The 17,089-nt window shown below is 67.8% G+C and carries 16 protein-coding genes and 2 pseudogenes; 8 read left to right on the top strand and 10 right to left on the bottom strand.

What is annotated here, in order from left to right:
- Positions 1–2: 2 nt before the first annotated feature.
- Both DKG74_RS06175 and DKG74_RS06180 read right to left on the bottom strand, forming a co-directional pair.
- Positions 3–1,682: a hydantoinase B/oxoprolinase family protein gene (locus tag DKG74_RS06175; RefSeq protein ID WP_165837553.1), complete on the bottom strand. Its 1,680-nt coding sequence runs from the start codon at positions 1,680–1,682 to the stop codon at positions 3–5.
- Positions 1,679–3,715 carry a hydantoinase/oxoprolinase family protein gene (locus DKG74_RS06180; protein WP_109903703.1) on the bottom strand — a complete coding sequence of 679 codons (2,037 nt, stop codon included), beginning with the start codon at positions 3,713–3,715 and terminating at the stop codon, positions 1,679–1,681. Before DKG74_RS06180 ends, DKG74_RS06175 begins: the two co-directional genes overlap by 4 nt.
- 245 nt (positions 3,716–3,960) lie before the next feature.
- Between DKG74_RS06180 and DKG74_RS06185 the strand changes: the two genes are divergently transcribed.
- On the top strand, positions 3,961–4,629 hold the full coding sequence (locus DKG74_RS06185) for a TetR/AcrR family transcriptional regulator (protein WP_165837554.1): 669 nt from the start codon (positions 3,961–3,963) through the stop codon (positions 4,627–4,629).
- A 98-nt stretch (positions 4,630–4,727) separates the two neighbouring features.
- Here the strand turns inward: DKG74_RS06185 and DKG74_RS06190 are convergent, their stop codons facing one another.
- A complete protein-coding gene (locus tag DKG74_RS06190) occupies positions 4,728–5,198 on the bottom strand; it encodes an Lrp/AsnC family transcriptional regulator (RefSeq protein WP_109903707.1) in 471 nt (156 codons plus the stop codon).
- A gap of 233 nt (positions 5,199–5,431) precedes the next feature.
- On the opposite strand from DKG74_RS06190, the gene DKG74_RS06195 reads away from it, so the two are divergent.
- The 6 genes and pseudogenes from DKG74_RS06195 to DKG74_RS22485 form a co-directional block, all read left to right on the top strand.
- Positions 5,432–6,583: an ABC transporter substrate-binding protein gene (locus DKG74_RS06195; protein ID WP_165837555.1), complete on the top strand. Its 1,152-nt coding sequence runs from the start codon at positions 5,432–5,434 to the stop codon at positions 6,581–6,583.
- A gap of 8 nt (positions 6,584–6,591) precedes the next feature.
- Entirely contained in the window at positions 6,592–7,644 is a 1,053-nt protein-coding gene (locus tag DKG74_RS06200) for an ABC transporter ATP-binding protein (RefSeq protein WP_109903711.1), read from the top strand.
- Positions 7,641–8,492, top strand: a complete 852-nt coding sequence (locus DKG74_RS06205) for an ABC transporter permease (RefSeq protein WP_109903713.1) — start codon at positions 7,641–7,643, stop codon at positions 8,490–8,492. Before DKG74_RS06200 ends, DKG74_RS06205 begins: the two co-directional genes overlap by 4 nt.
- The gene (locus DKG74_RS06210) at positions 8,489–9,259 is read left to right on the top strand and encodes an ABC transporter permease (RefSeq protein WP_109903715.1); all 771 of its coding nucleotides are present in this window, start codon (positions 8,489–8,491) and stop codon (positions 9,257–9,259) included. The genes DKG74_RS06205 and DKG74_RS06210 overlap by 4 nt, the downstream gene beginning before the upstream one ends.
- 23 nt (positions 9,260–9,282) lie before the next feature.
- Complete coding sequence (locus DKG74_RS06215) at positions 9,283–10,590, top strand: NtaA/DmoA family FMN-dependent monooxygenase (RefSeq protein WP_243404034.1); 1,308 nt, start codon at positions 9,283–9,285, stop codon at positions 10,588–10,590.
- Between the two features lie 198 nt (positions 10,591–10,788).
- Positions 10,789–10,988: pseudogene (locus DKG74_RS22485) on the top strand (IS3 family transposase); the annotation flags it as partial.
- Positions 10,989–11,227: 239 nt separating this feature from the next.
- On the opposite strand, the gene gspG reads toward DKG74_RS22485, so the two are convergent.
- The 7 genes from gspG to DKG74_RS06255 form a co-directional block, all read right to left on the bottom strand.
- Entirely contained in the window at positions 11,228–11,674 is a 447-nt protein-coding gene (gspG, locus tag DKG74_RS06225; RefSeq protein WP_109903719.1) for a type II secretion system major pseudopilin GspG, read from the bottom strand.
- Positions 11,671–13,317: a GspE/PulE family protein gene (locus DKG74_RS06230; RefSeq protein ID WP_133251516.1), complete on the bottom strand. Its 1,647-nt coding sequence runs from the start codon at positions 13,315–13,317 to the stop codon at positions 11,671–11,673. Before DKG74_RS06230 ends, gspG begins: the two co-directional genes overlap by 4 nt.
- A 60-nt stretch (positions 13,318–13,377) precedes the next feature.
- Positions 13,378–14,028, bottom strand: coding sequence for a prepilin peptidase (locus tag DKG74_RS06235; RefSeq protein ID WP_109903723.1), 651 nt, complete (start codon positions 14,026–14,028; stop codon positions 13,378–13,380).
- A complete protein-coding gene (locus tag DKG74_RS06240; RefSeq protein ID WP_109903725.1) occupies positions 14,028–14,963 on the bottom strand; it encodes a type II secretion system minor pseudopilin in 936 nt (311 codons plus the stop codon). The genes DKG74_RS06235 and DKG74_RS06240 overlap by 1 nt, the downstream gene beginning before the upstream one ends.
- Before the next feature lie 26 nt (positions 14,964–14,989).
- Positions 14,990–15,670: a prepilin-type N-terminal cleavage/methylation domain-containing protein gene (locus tag DKG74_RS06245; protein ID WP_109903811.1), complete on the bottom strand. Its 681-nt coding sequence runs from the start codon at positions 15,668–15,670 to the stop codon at positions 14,990–14,992.
- A 245-nt stretch (positions 15,671–15,915) separates the two neighbouring features.
- A complete protein-coding gene (locus tag DKG74_RS06250; protein WP_109903727.1) occupies positions 15,916–16,299 on the bottom strand; it encodes a DUF2750 domain-containing protein in 384 nt (127 codons plus the stop codon).
- Positions 16,300–16,311: 12 nt separating this feature from the next.
- Entirely contained in the window at positions 16,312–16,725 is a 414-nt protein-coding gene (locus DKG74_RS06255) for a polymorphic toxin type 8 domain-containing protein (RefSeq protein WP_109903729.1), read from the bottom strand.
- A gap of 64 nt (positions 16,726–16,789) precedes the next feature.
- On the opposite strand from DKG74_RS06255, the pseudogene DKG74_RS06260 reads away from it, so the two are divergent.
- Positions 16,790–17,089: pseudogene (locus tag DKG74_RS06260) on the top strand (transposase); the annotation flags it as partial.

Here is a 17,089-nt window from a genome sequence, read left to right on the forward strand (position 1 = left end):
GATTACTCCGCCGCCCGGCCCGGGCCATAGGCGGCCCGGGCCGCCGCCGGGGAGACCTTGCCTTCCCGCAAGTCCCGGGCGATTGCCTCCAGGTCGCGGCCCGCCGGCGGACCCCAGCCGCCGCCGCCGCCGGTCACCGTGACCAGGCGATCGCCCGCCTCGACGATCAGACGATTCTTGGTGATGGCGACCGAGCTGCCGTCCGCCCGTTCGAGCACGAGGCGGGCCGGCGCCCCCGGCTGACCGCCCCCCGCCCCCCAGGCGGCGAATTCCGGCCTGGTCTGTTCGGTGTAGAAGACGACGTCGCAACGATCGAGGAACTCATAGATGCGCCGGATGCCGAGACCACCGCGATGGCGCCCCGGGCCGCCGCTGTCGGGTTCGAGTTCGGTCGTCACGATGCGGATCGGATACTGCCGCTCGCAGATTTCCATCGGCAGCAGGCCGACATTGCCGAGATAGGGATCGACCGCCGACAGCCCGTCGAAGGCTCGGTTGCCGCCCATGCCGCCCCCCAGGTCGTCGGCCATGACGACGGTCAGGCCGGTGCGCGGGTGCCGGCATTCGGCGGCGAGGCTGGAGAAGCCCACGAAGGCCCCGGCGACGGCGAGATCGGGCCTGAAGCCGGCAATCGCCCGCACGATCGTGTCGGTGATGCGCTGGGCCGCCAGATGGCGCAGGCTGACCGCCGCCGGGAAAGCCGGGTTCACCGCGCTGCCCGGCGGCAGCAGGATCTTCAGCGGGCGCAGGCTGCCCGCCGTCTGTTCGGCCTCCGGATCGAAGGCGGCCTTCACGGCGAAAATGACGGCCGAGAGCGTCGCCGTCCGCGAACAGTTGAGGCCGCCCGCCATCTGCGGATCGGTCCCGGCGAAATCGACGATCAGTTCGTCGCCCCGCTTCTCGACCGAGACGGCGATGCGCACCGGCGCCATGCCGATGCCGTCATTATCGAGGAAGCCTTCGGCCGCGGCCTTGCCATCCGGCGCCGCCGCCAGGACATGGCGAATGCGCCGCTCGCCCTGGGCGAGGCGCTCGGTCATCGCCGCTTCGAGCACATCAATGCCAAAGCGCGCGACGATGTCGGCCATGCGCCGCAGGCCGAGGCGCGCGGAAGCGATCTGCGCCCGCAGGTCGCCCATGCTGGAGGCCGGATCGCGCGTGTTGTTCTCGAAATAGCGGATGAGCGCGGTGTTCTCTCGCCCTGCCTCGACCAGCTTGACCCAGGGAAAGCGCAGGCCTTCCTCGAAGATCGACTGGTTGGCGAACCCCTCCGTCCCCGGATTGCTGCCGCCGATGTCGGTGTGATGGGCGAGGTTGCCGACCCAGGCGATCAGCCGGCCTTCCGCGAAGACCGGCGCGAAGACATGGATGTCCAGCGTATGGGTGCAGCCGCGATAGGGATCGTTGCCGATGAAGATGTCGCCGGGCTGAACCGTCTCCCGGGGATTTTCCGCCAGGAGATGGGGCATGGAATAGGTCATGGAGCCGAGCAGGGCGGGAATATTCGCATCCTCCGCCACCGCGTCGCCCGCCGCCGTGAACAGGGCGCAGGAGTAATCGAGCATTTCCCGGATGATCGGCGAATGGGCGCTGCGCCGGAGCGAATCCCCCGCCTCGCCGACAAGGGCGCGCAGGGCGCTGCCGATCACCGCGACGGTGACCGGATCAATGGTGGCCGTCATGGCGCGATCTCCTCGATGATGAGGCAAAGACTGTCGTGGACCGTGGCCCGCCAGCCGGGCGGCACGACGGTGGTGGTATCGAGCTGTTCCAGAATGGCCGGACCGTCGATGGTCTCGCCCCGCGAAAGGCCGAAGCGCGCGATCACCGGCGTCTCGACGAAGCCGCCCGCTTCGGTGAACCAGACCTGCCGCGTGGCCTTCGGCGGCGCGGCATGGGGCGCGACCCGGGGCATCTCCCGGCTCTCCGCGACGCTGCGCCCGGTGACGCGGATCGCGGTGATCTCGACCGGCGTGCCGGGGGCCGCGTGACCGTAGATGCGGGCATGGATTTCGTGGAAACGCCCGACCACGGCCTCGATCGCCTCGCCCCGACCGGCGGGCACCGGCAGCGAATATTCCTGACCGACATAGCGCAGGTCGAGCGCGTGGTCGCAGCGCCAGCGCCCCGGCGCGATGCCGTCCTCGACCAGATCGCATGTCACCCGGGCCTCGAGTTCGGCCTGTTGCCGGTCGACCAGGGCCTCGTCGGGCGCCAGGGCATCCATCATCACCGGCAGGGCGAGATCGTGGCGCAGGTCGGCGGTCAGCAGCCCCGTCGCGCTGAGGAGGCCCGGATGGGGTGGAATGACCACCCGGGGAATATCGAGGGCCAGGGCAAGAGCGCAGGTCGAAAGCCCGCCCGCGCCCCCGGCCGCGACAAGGGCGAAATCGCGCAGATCATCGCCATGGCGCGCGGCGGAACGCCGGATCGCCCCGGCCATGTTGGCCTCCATCACCGCGACGACGCCGATCGCCGCTTCCTCGACGCCGAGGCCAAGGCGGGTGGCGAGGCCGGCGATGGCGGCCCGGGCGGCCGCTTCGTCGACCTTCAGCCCACCATTGAGGAGACCGGCAGGGTTCAGCCGGCGCAGCACGACCTGGGCATCGGTCACCGTCGGCTCGGTACCGCCGAGACCGAAGCAGACCGGCCCCGGCCGCGCGCCCGCGCTCTGCGGCCCGACACGGAGAGCCCCGCCGGCGTCGATCCAGGCGATCGAGCCGCCGCCGGCGCCAATCGTCTCGATCTCGAGATTGGGGACATGGAGCGGCATTCCGTTCGGCAGCTCCATCTCGAAGCGGACACGGGTTTCAGCGCCCGCGACGATGCCGATATCGGCACTGGTGCCGCCGACGTCGAGCGTCACGAGGTGAGTAATGCCCGAAATTCCGCTGGTGACGACGCCGCCAATGATGCCCGCCGCCGGCCCCGACAGGACGAGATGATGCGCCCGCTCGCCCATCGAGCGACGGGCCGTGGCGATGCCGCCGCTGCTCTGCATGACATAGAGCCGGGCGGTAAAGCCGGCTTCGGCGATCTTCGCCTCCAGCCGGCGGATGTAGGGATCGAGCTTCGGCGCCAGGGTGGCGTTCACCGCCGTCGTCGCGAAACGCGGATATTCCCGCACCTCGCGCGAGATGTCCGACGAAATGACGACATAGGTTCCAGGCGCTTCCTCCGCCACCAGTTCGGCGATGCGCCGCTCGTGCACGGGATCGACGAAGGAGAACAGGCCGGTCACCGCGATCGAGCCGATACCCTCGGCCGCGAGCGCGCGGACCGCCCGGCGCGTGGCGGCTTCATCGAGTGGAACCACTTCCATGCCGTGCGCGCCAAGGCGGCCGGCCACTTCGTGGCGGCGGTCGCGCGGCACCGGCACGGGCTTCGGCCGGTGCAGGAGATCGTAGGGGCGCAGGCGCTGCTGGGTGCCGATCTCGACCACGTCGCGGCAGCCGGAGGTCGCGATGATGCCGGCCGGGGCGTAGGTCTCCTCGATCACGATGTTGGTCGCGATCGTGGTGCCGTGGATCACCGCGTCGATGTCGCCGGGGCGGAGCCCCGCCCGCGCGACAAGGCGCAGCAGGCCGTCGAGAATGGCGAGTTCGGGACTGGCCGGCTGGGATGGCACCTTCTCGACCGTGATCGTGCCGGCCTCGTCGTCGATCAGGACGCAGTCAGTGAAGGTTCCACCGGTATCGACACCAATTCTACGCAAGGGCCTGGCTCCCGTTCCGGCATGGGGCGGCAGCGATCCGGTCGGACGAACGACCTGATTTCCGGCGCGCCATCACCTCGAAAAGTGTGGTCATCTGATCCTGCTTCGAGGAAACGGGATTTTTTATTTCTGGTCAATAGACCAAAAAATTAATGCGCCGCGTTGCGCCAACCGCGAATGCCCGTCGCCACGCACCGCGTATTTCACTATAGAGAAGGATGCGACGAGAGCAGGAGAGTCGGGGATTGACGACGAGCGACGCGCCCGAGGCGGACGATGCCGGCCAGGAAGCGGCCCCGGCGCGCCGCCGCGCCGGACGCAAGGCCCGGGAAACGCGGGAACGGCTGATCGAGGGCACGTTGCTCGCCCTCTGCGACGAGGGCGTGACCGGCATCACCACGCGCAAGATCGCCGAGAAGGCCGACGTTCATCTGGGCACGCTGCATTATCATTTCGAAAGCAAGGACGCCCTGCTGATGGCCGTCCTCGACACGCTGGGCGCTCGATTGGCGCAGCAACTGCGCCTCGGCGTCGCCGGCAGCCGAGACCTCGACGAATGCATCGAGCGGGTGCTGGAAACCGACTGGATCATCGCCGAACGCAATCTGGCGATTCAGATCGTCCAATACGAGTTGACGCTCTATGCCCTGCGGACCGAAGGCGCCGCCTGGATGGCCCGGCGGCAATATGACGACTACATCAAGGCCCATGACGACGCCTTCGCGGGCCATGCGTCCGGCGCCCCGGCCGAGGCGATCCGCCGCCTGTCGCAGGCGGTGATGGCGGGCATAGACGGCATCATCCTGCAGGAACTGGCGGCGCCCGATCTCGCCCGTTCGCGCGGGGCCGTGCGCGACCTGATCGCCGCCATGCAGGCCCTGGCACGCACCCTCGGCCTCCACCGGCCGCGCTAGAGCATCTTCAGGCGAAGTGGAAAAACGCTCCGCCGTCCGAAGATGCGCAAAGCAAAAGGGTAGAGCATCGGCGGCACGACGCTCATGTCGCCGATGCTCTAGTCGCCGGCGTCGATCCGGTAGCGGAACTTCCGCACCTCGGCCATCAGGAAGACGTCGGCGTCGACGAAGCCGTCCATCGCCGCGAACAACTCCTGCTTCAGGCGGGTGAAAGCGGGGGTACTGGCCGCCGCCACCTCGATCATGACGTCATAGCCGTTCATCATGACGCCGACCCAGGCGACCTCGTTGCGCGCATCGAGGACCGCCACCGCCTGATCAATCGTGCCCGGCCTTAGCCTGATGCCGATGGTGGCGTGGCACGCGAGACCGAGACGCCAGTGATTGGGCACGGCGATGACGTCGATGATGCCCTGCTCCTGCAACTGGTGATAACGCGCCCGCACCGTGTTGGGCGACACGCCCAATCGTTTGCCGATCTCCCGGAACGACATGCGCCCATCTTCCTGCAGGGCGACGATGATGCCCCTGCTGAGCGCGTCGATTCCACCATTGCCTTCGTCCGCCATCGTCCCCCGCTGCACCCTCGTTGAGCATTTGCGCAAAATTTGCGCTTTTTTCTGACCATATGCTTCACATATTCGAGTTTGCTGGAATTTTTGTTCTTCGCAATCGCAGAAAACGGATTGACCAATATGATCAAATGACCAAAAAATTATCCGCCCGCCGCCCTTGCAGGCGGAAGCCGCCCCAAGCGGGGCCCCGGGCGCGGATCGTCAGTGCTCAGTACGGAGGGGATCGAATGCGTCGGAAATCCGAGGATCGTGATCATTGCGGCCGCCCGGCAGCGGCCTCCGGCGTTTCCCGCCGCGCCTTGCTCCAGGGCGCCGCGGCCGCGGGCATCGCCGCCGGCCTTGCCCTGCCCTTCCGTCCGGCCCAGGCCGCGACCAGCCGGATTTCCTTTGTCGGCTGGGAAGGCTATGACGCCGCCTTTGCCGTCGGCGACATCCTGGCGAAGAACGATGCCGCGCTGGACACCACCTATATCAATGCCAGCGAGGATATGATCACCAAGCTGCGCTCGGGCGGCATGGGCACGGTGGATTTCACCACCTTCAACCACATGTACAACCCGGTGATGGGCGAGGTCGGCCTGGTGACGCCGCTCGACACCGGTCGCCTGACCAATTTCCCGAAACTGATGCCCAAGTTTCAGTCCATGGCCAAGGAAGCGGACGGCAAGGTCTACGGCATTCCCTTCACGTTCTCGTCCTGCGCCCTGCTCTATAACCCGAAGCTGGTCACCGCACCGCCGACCTCGTGGAAGGATTTCCTGAAGCCCGAATACAAGGGCAAGGTCGCGCTCTTCGCCGACGTGCTGACCAACATCCTGGTCTGGGCCCCGGTCGCCACCGGCGTGAAGGATGCGACAAGGCTGACCCGCGAACAGCTCGACGCGACCATCGAATTGCTGATCACCCTGAAGAAAGGCCACATCAGGGCCATGCCGGCCAGCCTCGGCGACGGCGCCGAGTTGCTGATCCGGGGCGAGGCCGCGATGATCATGGGCTGGGAGCCCATGGTGCTGTGGTGTCGCGACAAGGGTGTCGAGGTTTCGATCGCCAAACCGGTCGAAGGCACCTGGGCCTTCGTCGATACCTATAACATCGCGGCCGAGGCACCGAACCTCGAGCTCGATTACAAGCTGCTCGACCATATCATCGGCGCCGAGGCACAGGCCAAGTTCGGCAACGACAATTTCCTCGGCGTCGCCAACGCGGACGCGGTCGCCCTGCTCTCGCCCGAGGCCAGGGCGCTCTACGACTACGACAATCTCGAGGCCTATTTCGAACATGCCCACATCTATCCGCGCATGTTCCCGACCGAGAGCGACGGCACGCATGTCACCTACGATCAGGTCCTCGACGGTTACGACCGCTTCCTGAAGGCCTGAGCGCGGTGATGTCGGACCGCCCCCTGCTGGAGCTTCGGGATCTGAGCAAGCGTTACGGCCGTTACCAGGCCGTGGCGCCGGCCGGGCTCGAGATCGGGGCCAACGACTTCTTCGCCATCCTCGGCCCGTCCGGCTGTGGCAAGACCACGCTGCTGCGCATGATCGGCGGCTTCGTCGAGCCGAGCGGCGGCACCATCCTGATCGACGGACAGGACGTGACGCATCTCCCGCCCGAGAAGCGCCCGACCGGCATGGTGTTCCAGAACTACGGCCTGTTCCCGCACATGACCGTGCGCCAGAACATCGCCTATGGCCTGAAACTGCGCCGACGCCCCCGGCGCGAGATCGAGACCGAGGTGGAACGCATGATGGACCTCGTCCATCTGACCGCCCTCGCCGACCGACCGGCCCCCGCGCTGTCGGGTGGCCAGCGCCAGCGCGTCGCCCTTGCCCGGGCTCTCGTGCTGAAACCCAAGGTGTTGCTGCTGGACGAGCCGCTGGCCGCCCTCGACCTCAAGCTGCGCAAGGCCATGCATCAGGAACTGCGCAGCCTGCACCAGGCGATCGGCGGCACCTTCATCCTCGTCTCCCATGATCAGGCGGAAGTGATGACCCTGGCCAATCGCGTCGCCGTGATGAACCATGGCCGGATCATCCAGGAAGGGCCGCCGCGCGAGATCTATTCGCGGCCGGCCGACGCCTTCGTTTCCGGCTTCGTCGGCGAAGCCAACATGATCCCGACCGAACGTCGGAGCGGTCGGGTCGAGATCGGCCCCGGCGCCAGCCTGCCCAGCCCGGGCGCGGATGGCCCGGTCACGGTCATGATCCGGCCCGAGCACCTGCGGCTCGGGGCTGTCCAGCCCCCCCTGCGCCTCGAGGCGCGGGTGCTCGACGCCATTTTTCTGGGCGCCCACGCCCATGTGATCTGCGCCGCGGCGAACGGACGCCCCCTCACCATCCAGATCGGGGGTGAGGCGATCGACACCCTGCCGGCGATCGGGGAAGGCGTCACGATCGGCCTCACCCCCGAAACCGTCCTCGTGCTCGAGGGACATTCATGACGGCGCGGCGTGGCACGCTGGCGACCGGCCTGCTGCTCCTGCCGGCGGCGCTGGCCTTCCTTGGCCTGTTCGTCGCGCCCCTCGGCTATTTCTTCGTGCAGAGCTTCTGGAAGGCCAGCAGCTTCCGCATCGTGCCCGATTTCCAGTTCGACAATTACGCGCGGGTCTTCACCGATTACGGCGGCGCCCTCGGCTTCACCCTCGGCGTCGCCTTCATGGCAGCGACGGTCGCCACCACGATCGCCTTTCTCTTCGCCTATGCCGTGCGCTTCTCGCTCGGGCGCGCCGGCAATGTCCTGCTCGTGATCGCCCTGATCACGCTGTTCGGCGGCTATCTGGTCAAGATCTATGCCTGGCGCACCATCCTCGGCCTCGACGGGATCCTGAACTCGGCACTGCTTTCCACGGGCCTGATCGCCGAACCCTTGCCCTTTCTGCTGTTCAATACCGGGGCGGTGATCGTCACCCTGACCCATTACCTGCTGCCGCTCGCCATGCTGCCGCTGTTCGGCGCCCTGCGCGACATCGACGACAGCGAGATCGCGGCCGCCCGCGACATGGGGGCGGGCGTGACCCGCGTCATCATCGACGTCGTCCTGCCCCAGATCCGGCCGGCGCTGCTCGCCGCCTTCGCGATGTGCTTTCTTCTGGCGGCCGGCGACTATGTCACGCCGTCCCTGGTGGGCAGCCCCGGGGGCGCCATGTTCGGCAATTTCATCCAGTCGCAATTCGGCCTGCGCATGAACACGCCACTGGGCGCCGCCATGGCCTTCAGCCTGATCGGTGCAAGCCTTCTCGTGCTCGGCGCGACCGGGCTTGCCCTCCGCCTCGGGTTTCGCGCGCGATGACGATACGGCGTCTGGTCCCAATCGCCTTCACCGGCGCCATCGTGCTGTTCCTGCTGGCGCCGCTCGCGCTCTGCATCCTTTTTTCCTTCACCACGGGGCCGAATGCCGCCTTCCCCCTGCCCGGTCTCGGCCTCGGCTGGTACCGCGCCCTGTCGGACGACCCGCAGTTCGGCGCGGCCGTGGCGACGACGGCGCAGATCACCCTCGGCTGCGGCCTGCTCTCGACCCTGATCGGCCTGTCGGCCGCCCTCGGTCTGGCCCGGCTGCCACGGGGAGCCGCCGCGGCCCTGCTGCTCGTGCTGTGTCTGCCGCTGATGCTGCCGCCCCTCGTGCTCGGCCTGTCGCTGCTCACGTTCTTCAACGCGATCGGACTGAAGCCGGGCGTGCTCGCGACCATGCTCGCCCATCTTCTTTTCACCCTGCCCTTCGTGACCGCGGTCATTCACGCCCGGCTGGTCACTCTCGATCCGGCCGCGCTCGAGGCGGCACGGGATGCCGGTGCCTCGCCCTTTCGCGCCTTCCTCGGCATCACCCTGCCGGTGATCGGCGCCACCATCGTCGGCGCCATGCTGATCGCCATGGCGCTGTCGCTCGACGATTTCGTCATCACCTTCTTCACGACCAGCAGCAACACGATGTCCACCCTGATCTGGGGCATGATGCGGACCTCCATCTCGCCCTCGATCAACGCCATCGGTACCGGCGTCATCGTCGTGTCGCTTGCCGTTACAGCCCTCGCCCTCCACGCCACCCGCTATCGCGGCTGACCTTCTGACAAGAGGAAACAATCATGACCAAGCGCTTCCATCTCGGCTGGTTCCTGGGCTTTTCGCCGGACGAATGGAACGAGCCCTTCGCCAACGGCGGCTCGCCCTGGAACGGCGATTTCTACGTCGAGATGGCGAAGTCGCTGGAGCGGGCCTGCTTCGACTTCATGATGGTCGAGGATACGCTGATGGTCTCGGAAGCCTTCGGCCATTCGATGGAGGTCTATCTGAAGCACGCCCTGATGGCGCCCAAGCACGACCCGGCGCCGCTGGCCGCGCTGATGACGGCGGCGACCCGCCACATGGGCGTCGTCACCACCATGTCGACCATGGCTTATCCGCCCTTCATGCTGGCGCGCCTGTGTTCCACCCTCGATCACATCTCGAACGGGCGTTTCGGCTGGAACATCGTCACCACGGGCGAGAATGCCTCGGCGCAGAATTTCGGCATGGAGGCCCTGCCCTCGCGCGAGGTGCGCTACGACATGGCTGACGAATATGTCGACCTCGTCTGCAAGCTGTTCGAGACCTGGGAGCCGGACGCGGTGGTGAAGAACCGCGAGACCGGCTATTACGCCGACCACACCAAGGTCCACACCATTGATTTCGAGGGCAAATACTACAAGTGCCGGGGGCCGCTGAACACGGTGCGCTCGCCCCAGGGCCGGCCCGCCTTCGTCCAGGCCGGCGGCTCGCCGCGGGGCAAGGATTTTGCCGCCAAGCACGCCGACGCCATCGTCGCCGTCGGCAACGGCATCGAAGGCATGAAGCGCTACCGCGACGACATCCGCGCCCGAGCCGAGAAATTCGGCCGTAATCCGGACGATATCAAGGTCTTCTTCTGCATCACCCCGACCCTGGGCGAGACCGAGGCGGAAGCGCGCGAGCGCCATGCCCGCATGATCAATTCCGACCGCTTCATCGAACAGTCGCTCGCCTTCATCGCCGGCGTGACCGACATCGACTTCTCGAAATTCAGCCTGGACGACCCCCTGCCCCATCTGACCACCAACGGCGAACAGGGCTCGCTCGACAAATTCGCCCAATGGGGCAGCGGCAAGACCCTGCGCCAGCTCGTCATCGAGGCCTCGGGCGGCCTCGTCTCCTCGATCGAGCTGATCGGCACGCCGGACCAGGTCGCCACGCGCATGGGCGAGGTGATGGAGGAGGTTGGAGGCGACGGCTTCCTGATCACCTCGCCGTCCCTGCGCATGAACCGGCGCTACATCGTCGAAGTGACGGATGGTCTCGTCCCTGCCCTGCAGCGCAAGGGCCTGGTCCGCACCGAGTACACGACCCAGACCCTGCGCGAGACCATGAAGGAGTTCTGAGCCGCAGTCCCGGTGACCTGACCGCCGCGAATTCATGCAGCTCGGCGCTGGAGACCAGACCCCGGCGGCTCGCGCCGCCGGGCTAGAGGCCATCAGCCCGGACTCGGCGCCGCGGCGGAGCAGCGGGCCGGACAGCAATGGCGCCTGCAAAACCGTATGGCCTCAAGGGGTTGAATTTGTTTGCGGGGGGGGGGGAGGCGCCACCGCTGTGGCCGGAAACGGATGGCCGGCACGAGGGCGCCCCCAGGCGCTGCCGGCCTTGCCGAACCAGTGCGGGAGCCTGGACTTCGTGCACCATCAGCTCGGTGGCCTGCTGACGGTTTCGGGTGCTGAACATCGTCGATGACGTGACGCGGGAGTGCTTGCCGGCCGTGGTCGATAGCTTGCTCTCCGGCCGGGGTTAACCCCGGCAGATGAAGGACCGAAATTCTCATTCAGACCGGACACGAAACCGGGAGACCGTCACATACGGTGGAGATGCCTCATCACACCGAGCGGCAGCGCCGCTTCTCGTCGGATACCGAGCGCCGTACGCTATTGCGCGAGATGCGGCGCCACGGGCTCGCCAGTGACGTGGAACAGGCGACGGACTACGTCTGCTCCCGCTTCCTTCTTTCGACGCCCCCCTGATGCCGGACTATTTCAGGCCCTTGGCGACGATATCCGCCGCCTCGCCCTCGCCGCCTTCCGCGCCGTCGGCGCCCAGCGAATAGAGGCGGTAGTCCTTCGCGCCGGCGGCGCGCTTGTAGAGATAGGGCCGGCTCCAGGGATCGATGATGCCGTCGGCCCTGTTGAGATAGGGGCCGTTCCAGACGCGGGCGCCGTCCGGCTTTTCGATCAGGGCCTTCAGCCCCTGCGCCTCGCCCGGAAAATCGCCGAGATCGAGGCGATAGAGGTCGAGCGCGGCGTCGATCTGGGCGAGCTGAATCTCCGCCGTCTTCACCTTCGAGCCCTCGAGATAGCCGACGACCCTCGGCACCGCGATCGCGACCAGAAGGCCGAGGATGGCCAGCACGACCAGCAATTCGATCAGCGTGTAACCGTCCTCGCCCGTCGCCACGCGATACCGCTTTTCCGTCGTCATTCCTGATCCTCGATGGCTACACGTTCGACTTCCGCCCGCGAGGTGATGCCGGCGGCGACCAGCCGCAACCCGCAGGCGCCGAGGGTTTCCATGCCCGCCGCCCGGGCGATCGCTTCGATCTCGCCCGCCGTCGCCTTGGCGACCACGGCGCGGCGCAAGGGCTCGTCGACCGTCAGCAACTCGTGGATGGCGATGCGACCGCGATAACCGGTCATGTTGCAGGTGGCGCAGCCCCCGGCCCGGAAGGCGCCCGCTTCCGCGACCCGGCATTCGGGGCAGAGCTTGCGCACCAGGCGCTGTGCCAGCACACCGCTGACGGTCGAGGCGATCAGATAATCGTCGACCCCCATGTCGAGCAGGCGGGTGACGGCGGCGGCGGCGGAATTCGTGTGCAGGGTCGCCAGCACGAGATGACCGGTCAGCGCCGCCTGGGTCGCGATCTGCGCCGTCTCCGGATCGCGGATCTCGCCGATCATGATCACATCCGGATCGAGCCGCAGCACCGAGCGCAGCACCCGGGCGAAGGTGAGGCCGATGTCCGGTTTCACCTGGATCTGGGTGATGCCGTCCAGCTTGTTCTCGACCGGGTCCTCGACGGTGACGATGTTCCGCTCCGGCCCGTTCAGCTGATTGAGCGCGGCATAGAGCGTGGTCGACTTGCCGCTGCCGGTCGGCCCGGTGACGAGCAGAATGCCGCTGGGCCGGGCCAGCAGCCGGGTCAACCGGTGCCGTACATCGCCGGCGAAGCCGAGGGCATCGAAATCGAGCGCGACATGGCCGCGGTCGAGAATACGCACCACCACCGCCTCGCCATGGACCGCGGGCGCGAAAGCGATGCGCAGATCGATCTCGCGCCCGCGCACCACCAGTTTCACCGCGCCATCCTGGGGCAGGCGCCGCTCGGCGATGTCGAGGCCGGCGAGGATCTTCAGGCGCGAGACCACCCCTTGCGCCAGCTCGCCCGAGACCGGCTCGAAATCGCGCAGCACGCCGTCGATCCGCATCCGCACCCGCAGGCGCCGCTCCTGCGGCTGGAGATGAATGTCCGAGGCCCGGGCTTCGACCGCGCGGGACAGCAGCCCGTCGACGAGGCGGATGACCGGCGCGTCGCTCGCCCGCTCGCGCAGCCGGGCGAGGTCGAGTTCCGTCGTGTCGCCGTCGGACGCCGGGCCCTCGGACGCCCGGGCATAGAGCCGGGCTAGCGCTTCCTCGACATCGCTGGCCGCGGCGATCTCGAGCACCACGCGCCGCCGCGTGGCGAGGCGAAGCCCGTCGGCCGCCGTGCGGTCGAAGGGATCGACCACCGCGAGATGTAAGGCGTCCCCCGTCATCGCCAGGGGCACCACCCGCCGCTCGCGCAGGAACTGGGGCGAGACGCGGCCGATCTCCACCGCTTCGGCCGGCAGCCGTTCCGGCCCCGCCACGGCAAGGCCCAGCATCCGGCCGAGGTGACCGGCGAGTTCCCGCTCCGCCAGCAGGCCGAGTTGGGTCACGGCGTCGACGAGGGCGATCGGGCTCCGCCCGCGCACGCGCCGCAGGCGCTGCACGGCATCGTCGTCGAGCACGCCCTCCCCCTGAAGGCGGGCGAGCACGCCGTCTTCGTCCGCCTCCGCCTGTTCGGGAAAATCTCTTGCCTGCGCCACGACTCGGTCCCCGCTGCCCGCCCGGATTGTGGCGCCGCCACCTCCGCTTGCCAAAAGAATTCAGCCGATCAGCAGCGGGCCATGAAGGAAGCTGAGCCAGATCCCGAGCGCGAGGGCGGGTCCGAACGGCAGGGCGGTATCGGCCGTCACCGCGCCCCCGCGCAGGCGAAAGGCGAACACCGCAAGCAGCGCCGCGACGGCGGCGATGAACAGGATGCCGCCGAGCCCGGCCCAGCCGACCCAGGCACCGCCCGCCGCCAGAAGCTTGGCATCGCCCCAGCCGAGCCCGTCGCGCCCGCGAAGGGTTCGGTAGGCAAGACCAGCCAGCGCGATCACGCCATAGCCCGCCGCCGCTCCGATCACATGATCGGCAAGCGTCCCAGGCACCACGACGGCGGCGAACAGGAGCCCGCCCGCCAGGAGCGGCAGGGTCAGCGCGTCGGGTAGCCGCCAACAGCGCAGGTCGACCAACGCCAGCACCAGCAGTCCCCAGCCGAGACCGCAGGCCCAGCCGAGGACCGGCGCCGGCACGACACTCCCGGCCCAGAGACCGAGGGCCGCGCCAGCCCCGCCCGTCAGCAACGGCGAGGCGCCCGCCGCCGGCCATACGCCCCCGCCGTCCCGGCCCAGCCACCCGGCGACGTGGTCAAGCGCCCCGCCGACGATAAGGCCAAGGGCGGCGGCAAAGACGAGGGGCCAGGGCGCCGCCATCACCGGGCCGCCGGCCCCAGCCCGGGCGGACAGGCGGCCTCCGCCGCGGCTTCGAGCGGGCCGAGGTCGCGGCGCTCCAGCACCTGGACGGGTTCGGCCATGTTGCCGGTGATGCGCAGGATCCAGCGCCGGCTGTAGCGATCGACCCCGGCCTCGCCGGCGATGCGGGCTTCGAGCGCGACGACATCGCCCGGCATCGGCGCCTCCACCGGCGGGGCCGCGCCGGCCTCCGGGGCAAGGCCGAGGGCCCGGCGGATCAGGGGGGAGGCCCCGGCCGGCACCAGCGGCCCCGAAGGGTTGAACAGGGTCAGGTCCGGCAGGATGCAATCGGCGACCGCAGGCGGCAGGCCCAGCACGTTCCGTACCTCGAGCACATCCTCGAAGGGCCGGTTGGGCGGCAGGCCGGCCAGGCCCCGGGCGGCATAGGCATCGGCCTCGGCGCCGCCGTTGCGCAGGAAACCGTCGGCATCCCGCCAGTCGGCGATCGCGGCGGCGACGCCCTGCGCCTCGCCGTCACCGAGGCCGGCGGCGCGCAGCAGGGCGGCCAGCTGGACTTCGTCCGCCCGGTTCAGGTCTAGTTTGGCGGCCTCCGGCCGAACCCGGACATGGACCGCGACCTCGCCCACCATCAGGTCGATCCCGGCGGGCGACATCTCGGGCAACACGCCGCCTTCGGCCCCCGCCCCTAACCCAGATCCAGCTCCGGACCCGGCAGCGATCAGGCGCCCGGCGACCCGCCATACCGCCCCTTCCAGCGCGGCATCGGCGCTCACACCCGCCAGATCGCGGCGCGCGACATGGGCCTGCTGGCGGACGGCGGCGATGACGCCGGCCGCCAGCACCACCATGACCGCCAGCGCGCCGACGACGATCAGCAGGGCGACACCCCGCTCCCCCCGCCGTCCCGGATATCGCCGCCCCGGATCTCGCCCCACCCAATCTCGCGGCACCGACCCCGGCGTCATCGCCCGCACCCGAGCTCGCCCGGCGCGACGGAACAGGCGGAAACCGCCCCCACCGGCAGGCGGATCAGCACTTCGCGTGCCTGACCGTCTGGCGCCCGCCAGCGCAGGCGCATGAGATCGGGCAAGGGCCAGTCGGCCCGCCACAGCTCCGACCAGCGCCCGGGCACCATGCCATCGGCCCGCCAGGCAAAGTCGATACTCGCCGCCGTCAGTGGCAGCCATTCCGCCACCGCGTCGCCCCCCGCCCCTGTGCCGGCCCCGATCGCGGTCCCGGCCAAGACCCGGCGCAGGCGCAGCCCCTGCCCGCCCTCGCCCAGCGTCTCCCGCCGCAGGGACCAGTCGACCAGTTCGCCCCCCTCACGGGTGCGCAGGGATATCGCCTCCCCCCCGGCCTCCAGCCCACCGCGCAAGCCCCCGGGATCGCGGCGATCCGGCACGGCATTGCCCACGGCCCGCTGCAGCCTGTCCACCGTCCCGCTCACCGCCGCCTCGGCCGCCATCCGCCCCGTCACCTGGTCCCAGGCCCGCGAGCCAAAACGCACACCACCACTCGCCAGCAGACCGATCAGGCCCAGCAGGACTGCGACGACGAGAAGCTCAACCAGCGTGAAGCCGGCATCCGGCGGATGGCGCCGATGCTTGGGGAAGGTGGAAGGGGCGGGGATTTGGCGCGGCATGGACCCGACGATGCCGGAAGGCGGGTGGGAAGCATAGGTTTGTTGGGGGACGAACATCTGCCGGTGTACCTCGATGTCGAGGTGTAGGCCGAACTATCAGCACGCGCCAACGCTCTCAGCGTCGAGATCGGCAAACCTGTCAATGAATTGCTCGGGAACGACTAGAATTTCAAGAAGTTGCGCGATGATGGTCAATAGGTATTGACGCCCGCGCAAGGCGGGTGCCAATTCAATTTTCGCCTCGATTAATAATTTTGCAGTTCCGCCTCAAGAGCCGACTTCAACTCATCTACCGAAGGCGTGACCCCCTTGCTCGTCGGCGTGAAGAAGACTCCTGGCAAGACACCATCCAGTTCCAGCTTTGGTAACAGCACCTCCAAGAAGTCACTTAGGCTGATCGAACGCGGCTCGTAACCAGCCCACTCGTTGGCAGCACATACTTGCGCATATTCCTTGGCAGGCCACAGCGGGAATACGGTCGCCCCATCATCCGCCAGCGCAAGAGCCCACCCGTCCTGGTACAGGCCCCAGACCTCTTGCCAATCTGCAATGACCTTGATGAAGTGCTGGAAGCGCTTGATGCCCGGTAACGCAAGCACCGCCTCCATTTGCTTTGGATTCACCTTCATCGCTTACGCTCCTCAAGGCAGAGGCCGCTCAGTATTTGCTCGACCGAAATCATCGTACTTGTGCTGCAAACGATGAAGGTCTCGATCCTGAAGATTCGAGTGACTGTAGTCATAGCCTTTCGCCGCCTCTCTGCCCCGCTCGTGGGCAAGATCCTTACCGGGTGGATTGCGAATCGTCGATCGTTGTCCTCGATCGATGGAGTTTAGCTCTTGCCTGATCCAACCACGGTCCGCGGCGCCAAGCGTGTCGTCATTGACGAGTTCTCGCAACCGAGCTTGCCTACCGAATCGCCCGACATCCGCTGCCTCCATTGCGGCCCTGCGCGCCGCCCCGAAAAGAGCTTTTCCACCGGGGACCGCACTCGATATGGTCCCCAAAAAGGCAAGAGCAGCCATTGCAGGATCATCTTCAGCGAGATAGGCCATGACCTGACCCCCGCGAGTTCATCCGCTGTGGAGTAGAGTCCGACCGAGAAGGAAGGGCTTTGAGATGAAGCGGAAGCAGTTCAGCGAAGAGCAGATCATCGGGATTCTGAAGGAGGCCGAGGCGGGAGCGGTGGTGACGGAGCTTTGCCGCCGCCACGGGCTGTCGAGCGCGACCTTCTATGCCTGGAAGGCGAAGTACGGCGGGCTGGAGGTCTCGGAGGCGAAGCGTCTGCGGGCGCTGGAGGACGAGAACGCGAAGCTGAAGCGGTTGCTGGCGGATGCCATGCTGGACAACGCCGGGCTGAAGGAACTTCTGTCAAAAAAATGGTGACGCCCGCCGGCAGGCGAGAAGCGGTCGCGCATC

It is taken from the genome of Zavarzinia aquatilis (assembly GCF_003173035.1).
Classification (GTDB): Bacteria; Pseudomonadota; Alphaproteobacteria; order Zavarziniales; family Zavarziniaceae; genus Zavarzinia; species Zavarzinia aquatilis.

What these genes read in the sequence shown, in the direction of transcription:
- DKG74_RS06245 (WP_109903811.1), bottom strand. Translation starts at nt 15,670, where the DNA reads ATGCCGCGCCAAATCCCCGCCCCTTCCACCTTCCCCAAGCATCGGCGC.
- DKG74_RS06195 (WP_165837555.1), top strand. Translation starts at nt 5,432, where the DNA reads ATGCGTCGGAAATCCGAGGATCGTGATCATTGCGGCCGCCCGGCAGCG.
- DKG74_RS06175 (WP_165837553.1), bottom strand. Translation starts at nt 1,682, where the DNA reads ATGACGGCCACCATTGATCCGGTCACCGTCGCGGTGATCGGCAGCGCC.
- DKG74_RS06250 (WP_109903727.1), bottom strand. Translation starts at nt 16,299, where the DNA reads ATGAAGGTGAATCCAAAGCAAATGGAGGCGGTGCTTGCGTTACCGGGC.
- DKG74_RS06210 (WP_109903715.1), top strand. Translation starts at nt 8,489, where the DNA reads ATGACGATACGGCGTCTGGTCCCAATCGCCTTCACCGGCGCCATCGTG.
- DKG74_RS06255 (WP_109903729.1), bottom strand. Translation starts at nt 16,725, where the DNA reads ATGGCCTATCTCGCTGAAGATGATCCTGCAATGGCTGCTCTTGCCTTT.
- DKG74_RS06190 (WP_109903707.1), bottom strand. Translation starts at nt 5,198, where the DNA reads ATGGCGGACGAAGGCAATGGTGGAATCGACGCGCTCAGCAGGGGCATC.
- gspG (WP_109903719.1), bottom strand. Translation starts at nt 11,674, where the DNA reads ATGACGACGGAAAAGCGGTATCGCGTGGCGACGGGCGAGGACGGTTAC.
- DKG74_RS06200 (WP_109903711.1), top strand. Translation starts at nt 6,592, where the DNA reads ATGTCGGACCGCCCCCTGCTGGAGCTTCGGGATCTGAGCAAGCGTTAC.
- DKG74_RS06205 (WP_109903713.1), top strand. Translation starts at nt 7,641, where the DNA reads ATGACGGCGCGGCGTGGCACGCTGGCGACCGGCCTGCTGCTCCTGCCG.
- DKG74_RS06235 (WP_109903723.1), bottom strand. Translation starts at nt 14,028, where the DNA reads ATGGCGGCGCCCTGGCCCCTCGTCTTTGCCGCCGCCCTTGGCCTTATC.
- DKG74_RS06215 (WP_243404034.1), top strand. Translation starts at nt 9,283, where the DNA reads ATGACCAAGCGCTTCCATCTCGGCTGGTTCCTGGGCTTTTCGCCGGAC.